Annotated in this window: 9 protein-coding genes; 6 read left to right on the forward strand and 3 right to left on the reverse strand. The window is 68.2% G+C overall.

Annotated features, from left to right (window positions below; all coding sequences use genetic code 11):
• Positions 1-2 precede the first annotated feature (2 nt).
• The 3 genes from K0H49_RS00845 to K0H49_RS00855 form a co-directional block, all read right to left on the reverse strand.
• Positions 3-950, reverse strand: a complete 948-nt coding sequence (locus K0H49_RS00845) for a DMT family transporter (protein WP_374122284.1) — start codon at positions 948-950, stop codon at positions 3-5.
• On the reverse strand, positions 947-1,801 hold the full coding sequence (locus K0H49_RS00850) for a 3',5'-nucleoside bisphosphate phosphatase (RefSeq protein ID WP_219209252.1): 855 nt from the start codon (positions 1,799-1,801) through the stop codon (positions 947-949). Before K0H49_RS00850 ends, K0H49_RS00845 begins: the two co-directional genes overlap by 4 nt.
• A 78-nt stretch (positions 1,802-1,879) precedes the next feature.
• A complete protein-coding gene (locus tag K0H49_RS00855; RefSeq protein ID WP_219209253.1) occupies positions 1,880-2,914 on the reverse strand; it encodes a transporter in 1,035 nt (344 codons plus the stop codon).
• Positions 2,915-3,055: 141 nt separating this feature from the next.
• Between K0H49_RS00855 and ppk2 the strand changes: the two genes are divergently transcribed.
• From ppk2 to urtD, 6 genes are all read left to right on the forward strand, one after another.
• Entirely contained in the window at positions 3,056-3,985 is a 930-nt protein-coding gene (ppk2, locus tag K0H49_RS00860) for a polyphosphate kinase 2 (protein ID WP_219209254.1), read from the forward strand.
• Positions 3,986-4,037: 52 nt separating this feature from the next.
• Entirely contained in the window at positions 4,038-5,075 is a 1,038-nt protein-coding gene (locus K0H49_RS00865; RefSeq protein ID WP_219209255.1) for an extracellular catalytic domain type 1 short-chain-length polyhydroxyalkanoate depolymerase, read from the forward strand.
• 124 nt (positions 5,076-5,199) lie between these two features.
• Positions 5,200-6,468: an urea ABC transporter substrate-binding protein gene (gene urtA / locus K0H49_RS00870; protein WP_219209256.1), complete on the forward strand. Its 1,269-nt coding sequence runs from the start codon at positions 5,200-5,202 to the stop codon at positions 6,466-6,468.
• A gap of 183 nt (positions 6,469-6,651) precedes the next feature.
• Positions 6,652-8,199, forward strand: a complete 1,548-nt coding sequence (gene urtB, locus K0H49_RS00875; protein ID WP_219209273.1) for an urea ABC transporter permease subunit UrtB — start codon at positions 6,652-6,654, stop codon at positions 8,197-8,199.
• A 121-nt stretch (positions 8,200-8,320) separates the two neighbouring features.
• Positions 8,321-9,544 carry an urea ABC transporter permease subunit UrtC gene (urtC, locus tag K0H49_RS00880; protein WP_219209257.1) on the forward strand — a complete coding sequence of 408 codons (1,224 nt, stop codon included), beginning with the start codon at positions 8,321-8,323 and terminating at the stop codon, positions 9,542-9,544.
• Positions 9,541-10,413 (forward strand): urea ABC transporter ATP-binding protein UrtD, encoded by an 873-nt coding sequence (urtD, locus tag K0H49_RS00885; protein ID WP_219209258.1) that lies wholly within the window; start codon positions 9,541-9,543, stop codon positions 10,411-10,413. The genes urtC and urtD overlap by 4 nt, the downstream gene beginning before the upstream one ends.
• The last annotated feature ends 143 nt before the right edge of the window (positions 10,414-10,556 follow it).

Raw genomic sequence — 10,556 nt, forward strand, 5'->3', positions numbered from 1 at the left:
GGTCAGCCTTCCACTGGTTCGATCGGGACACGGCGCTCGCGCACCGTCAGCCAGGCGCCGGCCGCGCCGCAGACGGCGATCATGCCCATGCCGACCAGCGACACCGCGTCGGGGACCTGGGAGAACATGAGCCAGCCGCCGAGCATCGCGAAGGCGATCTGGGCATAAAGATAGGGTGTGAGCGTGGAGGCCGGCGCGCGCTGGTAGGCCAGGATCAGCATGAAGTGCCCGACCGTGCCGGCCAGCCCCATAAGGCTCAGGAGCGCCCACCAGTGCCACGAGGGCAGGGACTGCCACACGAAAGGCAGCGCGACCGACGCCAGCAGCGTGCCGACCCAGCCGGTGTAGAAATGCATGGTCAGCGGGTTCTCGGTCTGCGCCAGCTTGCTGGTCAGCACCTGGAAGCAGGCATTGCTCGCCACCAGTCCCAGCGGCAGCAGCACCGCCCAGTTGAAGGCGCCGCCGCCCGGGCGCAGGATCACCAGCGTGCCCAGGAAGCCGCCCGCCACCAGCGCCCAGCGCAGCACCGACACCTGTTCCTTGAGCACCGTGGCGGCCAGCAGCGTGACGGCCAGCGGCGCGATCAGCACGATCGAGGTGAACTCCGCCAGCGGCATGTAGCGCAGGCTGAAGAAGGCAAAGATGCTGGTCGTGAGCAGCAGCGCGCCGCGCAGCGCATGGTATTTCGGATGCGCGGTGCGCAGCAGCGAGGTGCCGTGGCGCGGCAGCAGCACCAGCGTGGTGGCGGCCGCCTGGAAGGCATAGCGGAACCACACGCCCATCAGGATCGGCACGGCAGTGATCGAGATCTTGGTGGCGGTGTCGAGCGTGGCGAAGCAGGCCACCGCGATCATCACCAGGCCGATGCCGGCCAGGATGCGCTCGGAGGCGAGGTCACGGGTGGGGCGCTGGGTGGCGTGCGCCGCTGCGTCTTCCTGCGTCGCGCTCACTGAATGCGGTCTTCGAGCAGTTCCCAGACGGGGGTCAGCGTGCCCGGCAGCCAGGGCAGCTTGCCCAGGTCCATGTGGCTCTCGTCGGGGCTGTGGAAGTCGCTGCCGCGCGAGGCGGCAAAGCCGTATTCGACGGCCTTCTCGGCGTACTCGACATACTCGGCCGGCGCATGGCTGCCGGTCACGACCTCGATCGCGCGGCCGCCGTGGGCCTGGAACTCGGTGAAGAGCGCGTGCTCCTCGTTGGCCGTGAAGTTGTAACGGCCCGGGTGCGCGACCACCGCGATGCCGCCGGCCTCGGTGATCCAGCGCACCGCGTCCTTGAGCGCGGCCCAGCGGTGCGGCACGTAGCCGGGCTTGCCTTCGGTCAGGTACTTGCGGAACACCTCGGGCGTGTCCTTGCAGACGCCGCTCTCGACCAGGAAGCGCGCGAAATGCGTGCGCGAGATCAGTTCGGGGTTGCCCACGAAGCGCAGCGCGCCCTCGTAGGCACCGACGATGCCGACCTTGGCCAGGCCCTCGGACATCTCCTGCGCCCGGGCACCGCGGCCGCCGCGCGTGGCCTGCAGGCCGGCGCGCAGGCTGGCGTCGTCGGGGTCGAAGCCCAGGCCGACGATGTGGACGGTCTCGCCCGCAAAGGTCACGGAGATCTCGGCGCCGGTCAGGTATTTCATGCCGTGGGCCCGGGCCGCGGCGATGGCGCGGTGCTGGCCGCCGATCTCGTCGTGGTCGGTCAGGGCCCAGAGCTCGACGCCGTTGGCCGCGGCACGTTCGGCCAGCGCTTCGGGCGTGAGCGTGCCGTCGGACACCACGGAGTGGCAGTGCAGGTCGGCGTTGAGGATGGAAGGCACGCCACGATTTTAGGCCTTCGTTTCAAAGGCCGCCGGGCACGCGCGCGACAACCCTGCGCGGCGCTCCGGCCGCGCGCCTCAGCCGTCCTTGCGGCGCAGCGCCAGCCAGGCGGCCACGACGGTGAAGCCGAGCACGATGGTCACCACGATCCAGAAGCCGTGCGGGTGGTCGGCCAGCGGGATGCCGCCGACGTTCATGCCGAACAGGCCGGCCAGGATGTTGATCGGCAGCGCCAGCACCGTCACCACCGTCAGCACGAACAGGCTGCGGCCGTTGTCCTCGTTGACGCTGGCCGCGATCTCCTCCTGCAGCAGCTTGATGCGTTCCTGCAGGCCCTGCATGTCGCGCAGCACCACCGAGAACTCCTCGGTCGCGCCGCGCAGCTCCTGCACGTCGTCCTCGGCCATCCAGGCCGGCGGATGCTGGAGCAGCCGGAACAGCGCGGCCGGCTCGGGCGCCAGCAGCCGCTGCAAGCGGACCAGCAGCCGGCGCAGCACACCGAGGCGCGCGCGCTTGTGGTCGAGCCGGCCACTGAGCAGCTCGTCCTCGACGCCGTCGATGCGGGTGGTCACGCCGCGCACGATGTCGACCAGCCCGTCGGCCTGGGTGCGCATCAGCTGTTCCAGCAGCGCGACGCTGGAGCGCGGCGACTGCCCGTTGCGCACCGCGGTGCGCAGCGCGTCCACCGTGCGCAGCGGCTGGGTGCGGGCCGTGACCACCAGCCGGGGCCCGACACTGGCCCAGAGCGTGGCGATGTCCGAGGGCTCGAAGCCGAAGTCGAAGTGCACGTCGTTCACCACCGCGATCAGCACGTCGTCCTCGCGCTCGATGCGCGTGGAGTGCGAGCCGTCCTTGAGCGTTTCGTAGAAGGCGTCGCTCAGGCCGGCGTGACGCCGCATCCAGCGCTCGGCCTGCGTGTGGTTGAGGTTGAAGTGCAGCCACAGGAAGGTCGACGGCGAGGTGTCGCCGGCCAGCCATGGCGCGGCCTCGGCCGCGTCGACCGCGCGTGCCGCGCCGCTGCCGTCGGAGCCGTCGAACAGGTAGGCGCAGATCAGGCCGGCGTCGTCGGGGGCGGAGGGCAGGGCGGCCGGGCCGGTGCCGGGCGTGGTCATGGTCAAGAGCGCATGTCGGACAAGGAGGAGAGGCCGATGCTTGCGCGCCAATGTGACAACGCCATGTCAGTGTCGGGAAAGTGTCATGTCGCCGTCACAACGGCTCGTCAGCATCCCTCCACCTCCTTCAGAGCCCACGCCATGTCCCTGCCTCCCCTCAACGCCCCGGCCCACTCCGACCACGACGACCTGATGCGCCGCATCGCCCGCGACCTGGTCGACAGCTACGACGAGGAGCTGGAGCTCGAGATCGAGGACCGCAACGTCGACGAGGACGGCGCGCCCGTCGGCATCGACAAGGCGGCCCGCGCGGCCTATTTCCGCGAGCTGTTCCGGCTCCAGGGCGAGCTGGTCAAGCTGCAGGACTGGGTGCAGCACAGCAAGCAGAAGGTGGTGATCCTGTTCGAGGGGCGCGACGCGGCCGGCAAGGGCGGCGTGATCAAGCGCATCACCCAGCGGCTGAACCCGCGCGTGGCCCGGGTCGCCGCGCTGCCCGCGCCCAACGACCGCGAGCGCACCCAGTGGTATTTCCAGCGCTACGTGGCCCATCTGCCCGCAGCCGGCGAGATGGTGCTGTTCGACCGCAGCTGGTACAACCGCGCCGGCGTCGAGCATGTGATGGGCTTCTGCACCGACGACGAGTACGAGGAGTTCTTCCGCACCGTGCCCGACTTCGAACGCATGCTGGTGCGCTCGGGCATCACGCTGATCAAGTACTGGTTCTCGATCACCGACGACGAGCAGCACCTGCGCTTCCTGGGCCGCATCCACGACCCGCTCAAGCAATGGAAGCTGAGCCCGATGGACCTGGAAAGCCGCCGCCGCTGGGAGGAATACACCAAGGCCAAGGAGACCATGCTCGAGCGCACCCATATCCCCGAGGCGCCCTGGTGGGTGGTGCAGGCCGTCGACAAGAAGAAGGCGCGCCTGAACTGCATCGCGCACCTGCTCGACCAGCTGCCCTACCGCGAGGTGCTGCATGCGTCGGTCGAACTGCCGGCCCGCGTGCGCAACCCCGACTACCTGCGCCAGCCGGTACCGGCCGCGATGTACGTGCCCGAGCGCTACTGAGAAAGAACCGGGCAGACGACCCGGCGCGTGCGGAAGCTGCTACCGTGCGCCCATGGCCAGACGCTCCACCTCCTCTGCGCTCACGCGTGCCTACACACGCAACCTGAAGGCGCTCACCCAGGCCACGCTGGGCACGGGCAAGAAGATGGCGGCCCGGATGCAGCACGCGGCCGAGCAGCAGAACAAGGCGCCACCCGGCCCCGGCGACTGGCTCGCCGGCCTCGCGGTGGGCCCGGCCGGCGCACGGCGCTACCACCTCTACCGGCCGCCCGGCCTGCAGCTCGCGCCCGGCGAGAAGATCCCGCTGCTGGTGATGCTGCACGGTTGCGGCCAGACCGGCCGCGACTTCGCCGCCAGCACCCGCATGAACCGCCTCGCGACGCGCGAGCGCTTCCTGGTGCTCTACCCCGAGCAGGACCGCATGGCCAATCCGCAGGGCTGCTGGAACTGGTACGACACGCGCTCGGGCAAGGCCCGGGCCGAAGCCACGACCCTGATGGCCGCGGTCGACCAGGTCTGCCTGTTCCATCCGGTGGATCGCGAACGCATCGCTGTCGCGGGCCTGTCGGCCGGCGCCAGCATGGCGGTGCTGATGGCCACGCATTTCCCGGCGCGCTTCAAGGCCGTCGCCATGCATTCGGGCGTGGCGCCGGGCGCGGCGCAATCCTCGGCCACGGCGCTGGGCGCGATGCGCGGGCGGCGCACGCCGGTGGTGTCGGTCACGGCCGTGGGCAAGGCGCTCGGCGCGGCGGCGGTGGGCGCGCATCTGCCGCCGCTGCTGGTGCTGCACGGCGATGGCGACACGGTGGTCAGCGCGGGCAACGCCCATGCCACGGCCGCGGTGTGGGCCACGGCGACCGGTGCGACCTCGGGCGTCGAACGCACCCTGCAGCGCGGCCAGCGCCGGCCCATGCGCATCACCGACTACGCGCGCGACGGCCGCACGCTGGTGCGGCTGTGCGAGATCGCCGGCCTGGGCCACGCCTGGAGCGGCGGCCTGGCGAGCCAGGCCTTCAGCGACGCGAGCGGGCCCGACGCCTCGCGCCTGGTCTGGGCCTTCGCCGAACAGCAGTTCACCCAGCGGCCCTGAGCCGCCTGTACGCCACCCGGCGTATTCCTGACTTCTCCGGTCCCGAAGAGACTTCGTTCCAGTGCCGCACGTCATCCCGATGGCGGCAAGGGTTCCAAGTCCAACTCCGAGGAGAAGTCCCACCATGCAACGCCGTTTCACCCTCCAGGCGCTCACCGCCGCCGTCGCGCTGGCCAGCCTCAGCGCTGTGCCTGCATTCGCCGCCGACACCATCAAGGTCGGCGTGCTGCACTCGCTGTCGGGCACGATGGCGATCTCCGAGACCGTGCTCAAGGACACGGTGCTGATGGCCATCGAGGACATCAACAAGAAGGGCGGCGTGATGGGCAAGCAGCTCGAGCCCGTGATCGTCGACCCGGCCTCCAACTGGCCCCTGTTCGCCGAGAAGACCAAGCAGCTGCTGGGCCAGGACAAGGTCGCCGTGATCTTCGGCTGCTGGACCTCGGTGTCGCGCAAGTCGGTGCTGCCGGTGGTCGAGGAAATGAACGGCCTCTTGTTCTACCCCGTGCAGTACGAGGGTGAAGAGCTGTCGAAGAACGTGTTCTACACCGGCGCCGCGCCCAACCAGCAGGCCATTCCGGCGGTCGACTACCTGATGAGCAAGGAAGGCGGCGGCGCCAAGCGCTGGGTGCTGCTGGGCACCGACTACGTGTACCCGCGCACCACCAACAAGATCCTGCGCGCCTACCTCAAGACCAAGGGCGTGAAGGACGCCGACATCGACGAGAAGTACACGCCCTTCGGCCACAGCGACTACCAGACCATCGTCGCCGACATCAAGAAGTTCTCGGCCGGCGGCAAGACGGCCGTGGTGTCAACCATCAACGGCGATTCCAACGTGCCCTTCTACAAGGAACTGGGCAACGCGGGCCTCAAGGCCAAGGACGTGCCGGTGGTCGCCTTCTCGGTGGGCGAGGAAGAACTGCGCGGCGTGGACACCAAGCCGCTGGTGGGCCACCTGGCCGCATGGAACTACTTCATGTCGATCAAGAACCCGACCAACACCGCCTTCATCAAGCAGTGGAGCGACTACGCCAAGGCCAAGAAGATCCCGGGCCACATGGACAAGCCGCTGACCAACGACCCGATGGAAGCCACCTGGATCGGCATCCACATGTGGAAGCAGGCGGTGGAGAAGGCCAAGTCGACCGACACCGACAAGGTGATCGCCGCCATGGCCGGCCAGACCTTCAACGCACCCTCGGGCATCGTCTCGAAGATGGACGAGAAGAACCACCACCTGCACAAGAGCGTGTTCATCGGCGAGATCAAGGCCGACGGCCAGTTCAACGTGGTGTGGAAGACGCCGGGCCCGGTCAAGGCCAAGCCATGGAGCCCGTACATCGAAGGCAACGACAAGAAACCGGACCAGCCTGCGGGCAAGTCGATGTAAGTGTGTATCTCCCTCCCCCGCTGGGGGAGGGCAGGGGTGGGGGCTGACGGCGGTCGATTCGAGCACTGCGCTTGTTCAGGCGCCGCGTGCCCCCACCCCAACCCTCCCCCGGAAGGGGAGGGAGCCAACCCAACTTCCAGTCTCATGATGCTTCGACGAACCCTCCACAGCGCCTTCGCCGCCATGCTCTTCATGGCATCGGCTGCCCACGCGCTGACCGCCGACGAAGCCCGGGCCATCGCCTCCGGCGACACCGAGGCCCGGATCGCCGCGCTCGACAAGGCCGTGCTCACGGCCGACGAGAAGACGGCCGCCTTCATCCAGGCCATGGCCGACGACGCGGTCAAGTTCACCGAGGCCAAGGTCTTCGTGATCAAGGACGACAAGGGCTACGACCCCGTGACCGGTGCCGAGCTCAAGGTGCCCGAGACGGCCGAGGACGTGGTCAACAACAACATGATGCGCGGCGCCTTCGACGCCGCGCAGGCCGTGCTGCAGCTGGGCAGCAAGGACGACAAGGTGCGCGCCGAAGCCGCCCAGGGCCTGCTCAAGGAGCCCAACGAATCACGGCTGCCGGCCGTCGAGAAGGCGCTGGCGGCCGAGACGAATCCGGCCATCAAGGCGCAGCTCGAACTGGTGCGCGCGGCCTCCACGCTCAACAGCGCCGACCCGGCCCGGCGCATCGTCGCGGCCCAGGCGCTGGCCGAGCGCAAGAGCCCCGACACCAAGCTGCTGCTCAACCAGCGCCTGGCCGACGAGACCGACGCGGGCGTGAAGAGCGCCATCGCCGCCTCCATCGCCAGCATCGACGGCGCGCTGGTCTGGGGCGACCGCATCAACGCGGTGTTCAGCGGCATCAGCCTGGGCTCGGTGCTGCTGCTGGCCGCGCTGGGCCTGGCCATCACCTACGGGCTGATGGGCGTGATCAACATGGCGCACGGCGAGCTGATGATGATCGGCGCCTACGCCACCTACGTGATGCAGGGCCTGTTCCAGAAGTACCTGCCCGAGTCGGCCTTCGGCTTCTACCTGGTGGCGGCCATCCCGGTGTCTTTCCTCGTGTCGGCGCTGGTCGGCGCGGTGCTCGAGCGCGGCGTGATCCGCTTCCTCTACGGCCGGCCGCTCGAGACCCTGCTCGCCACCTGGGGCATCAGCCTGATGCTGCAGCAGCTGGTGCGCACGCTGTTCGGCGCGCAGAACGTGGGCGTCGAGAACCCGGGCTGGATGAGCGGCGGCTTCAGCATGCTGAGCAACGTGACCCTGCCCTGGAACCGCATCTGCATCGTGATCTTCGCGGGCCTGGTGCTGCTGGCCATGGGCTGGCTCATCGGCCGCACGCGGCTGGGCCTGTTCGTGCGCGGCGTGACGCAGAACCGGCCGATCGCCTCCTGCATGGGCGTGAACACCGCGCGCATCGACACCTACGCCTTCGCGCTGGGCTCGGGCATCGCGGGCCTCGCGGGCTGCGCGCTGAGCCAGATCGGCAACGTCGGCCCCGACCTGGGCCAGAGCTACATCGTCGACTCCTTCATGGTGGTGGTGATGGGCGGCGTGGGCCAGCTCGCCGGCACGGTGTACGCGGCCATGGGCCTGGGCATCCTCAACAAGTTCATCGAAGGCTGGGCCGGCGCGGTGCTCGCCAAGATCGCGGTGCTGGTCTTCATCATCATCTTCATTCAGAAACGTCCTCAAGGCATCTTCGCCATGAAGGGCCGGAGCGCCGAAGCATGACCACCCCCAGTCTTCGCGCACTTCGTGTCGCTTCGTCCACCCCCTCAAGGGGGCAACACCCGCAGCCCGGCAGAGCCGGTTCTGTGGTGTTCCTGGCGCAATCCCTCAAGTCCTGGCCGCTATGACCTCTGTCACTCTTCCCACCAAAGGCCCCCTGCTGAGCCGCAAGGGCTGGACGGCCTTCTTCGTCGCGCTGATCGTGGTGTGCGCGCTCGCGCCGCTGCTCAACCTCGCGGTGCCGCGCGAGAGCGCCTTCTACATGAGCGACTACGCGGTCGCGCTGCTCGGCAAGATCATGTGCTACGCCATCTGCGCGCTGGCCATGGACCTGATCTGGGGCTACACCGGCATCCTGTCGCTGGGCCACGGCATGTTCTTCGCGCTGGGCGGCTACATGATGGGCATGTACCTGATGCGCCAGATCGGCACCGACGGCAACTACAAGAGCGATCTGCCCGACTTCATGGTCTTCCTGGACTGGAAGACGCTGCCCTGGCACTGGACCTTCTCGGGCAGCTTCGTGATGACGCTGATCCTGATCGTCGCGGTGCCCGGCCTGATCGCCTTCGTGTTCGGCTTCTTCGCCTTCCGCTCGCGCATCAAGGGCGTGTACTTCTCGATCATTACGCAGGCCATGACCTTCGCCGCGATGCTGCTGTTCTTCCGCAACGAGACCGGCTTCGGCGGCAACAACGGCTTCACCGACTTCAAGCGCATCCTCGACATCCCGATCGCCACGCAGGGCATGCGCATGACGCTGTTCGTGCTCACCGGCCTGACGCTGCTGGGCTTCTTCCTGTTCAGCCAGTGGCTGGTCCGCAGCAAGTTCGGCCGCGTGCTGCAGGCGATTCGCGATGCCGAGACGCGCGTGATGTTCTCGGGCTACAACCCGCTGCCCTACAAGCTCACGATCTGGGTCATCTCGGCCATCATGTGCGGTGTGGCGGGCGCGCTCTACGTGCCGCAGGTGGGCATCATCAACCCGGGCGAGATGAGCGCGGCCAACTCGATCGAGATCGCGGTCTGGGCCGCGGTCGGCGGCCGCGCCACGCTGATCGGCCCGATCCTGGGCGCCTTCATCGTCAACGGCGCGAAGAGCTGGCTCACGGTGGCCTACCCCGAGTACTGGCTCTACTTCCTCGGCGCGCTGTTTATCGCCGTCACGCTGTTCCTGCCCAACGGCATCGTGGGCCTGGTGCGCAAGTGGCGCGCCACCAAGGCTGACCCGCAGCCGAGCGACGGCCGGCTCGAGGCGCAGCGCGCGCTGGCTGCATCGGAGGGTGTCGAGCCCGCAGCCCTCCCGCCGCCCCACACCACCGTCACGCCTGAAGGAGCCCGCGCATGACGCCCGACCTGATGGAAGAGGGTGCGCAGCGCATCGCCAAGGTCCATGGCCCGGTGCTCGGCCAGACCGAATCGGGCGGCCGCGCGGCGGACTTCGGCCGCCATGCGACGCCGGGCGAGGTCGACGTCACGCACGGCCGCATCCTGTACCTCGAAGACGTGTGCGTGAGCTTCGACGGCTTCAAGGCGATCAACAAGCTGAGCCTGGACATCGCGCCGGGCGAGCTGCGCTGCATCATCGGCCCCAACGGCGCGGGCAAGACCACGATGATGGACATCATCACCGGCAAGACCCGGCCCGATTCGGGCACGGTGTTCTTCGGCAGCACCATCGATTTGCTGCGCCACAAGGAAGCCGACATCGCGCAGCTGGGCATCGGCCGCAAGTTCCAGAAGCCGACGGTGTTCGAGCAGCTCACGGTGTTCGAGAACCTCGAGCTGGCGTTGAAGACGAACAAGGGCGTGCGGCAGTCGATGCTGTTCCGGCTCGATTCGGCGCAGAGCGATCGGCTGGCGGAGGTGCTGGAGACCATCCACCTGGCCGGCAGCGTGTCGCGCATGGCGGGGAACCTGAGCCACGGGCAGAAGCAGTGGCTGGAGATCGGCATGCTGCTGATGCAGGACCCTAAGTTGTTGCTGCTCGACGAGCCGGTGGCGGGGATGACCGACGAGGAGACGGCGCGGACCGCGGAGCTGTTCCTCACCTTGAAGGGCAAGCACTCGCTGATGGTGGTGGAGCACGACATGAGCTTCATCCGGACGATTTCGGAGATCGTGACGGTGTTGTGCGATGGGGCTGTGTTGGCGCAGGGGACCTTGGATGAGGTGCAGGGGGATGAGCGGGTGATCGAGGTTTATCTTGGTCGCTGATATGTCGATGGTTGCTTTGCGCGTGATCGAAGGCCGGGGCCGGGACTCGCCCCGGCGGGCGACTCACTTTTCTTTGCTTCGCCAAAGAAAAGTAAGCAAAAGAAAGGCGACCCCACCGTCTGCGACCCTTCCGCTTCGCTCCA

Source organism: Variovorax boronicumulans (genome assembly GCF_019352895.1).
GTDB lineage: Bacteria > Pseudomonadota > Gammaproteobacteria > Burkholderiales > Burkholderiaceae_C > Variovorax > Variovorax boronicumulans_A.

What these genes read in the sequence shown, in the direction of transcription:
- K0H49_RS00855 (WP_219209253.1), bottom strand. Translation starts at nt 2,914, where the DNA reads ATGACCACGCCCGGCACCGGCCCGGCCGCCCTGCCCTCCGCCCCCGAC.
- ppk2 (WP_219209254.1), top strand. Translation starts at nt 3,056, where the DNA reads ATGTCCCTGCCTCCCCTCAACGCCCCGGCCCACTCCGACCACGACGAC.
- K0H49_RS00865 (WP_219209255.1), top strand. Translation starts at nt 4,038, where the DNA reads ATGGCCAGACGCTCCACCTCCTCTGCGCTCACGCGTGCCTACACACGC.
- urtA (WP_219209256.1), top strand. Translation starts at nt 5,200, where the DNA reads ATGCAACGCCGTTTCACCCTCCAGGCGCTCACCGCCGCCGTCGCGCTG.
- urtB (WP_219209273.1), top strand. Translation starts at nt 6,652, where the DNA reads ATGCTCTTCATGGCATCGGCTGCCCACGCGCTGACCGCCGACGAAGCC.
- urtC (WP_219209257.1), top strand. Translation starts at nt 8,321, where the DNA reads ATGACCTCTGTCACTCTTCCCACCAAAGGCCCCCTGCTGAGCCGCAAG.
- urtD (WP_219209258.1), top strand. Translation starts at nt 9,541, where the DNA reads ATGACGCCCGACCTGATGGAAGAGGGTGCGCAGCGCATCGCCAAGGTC.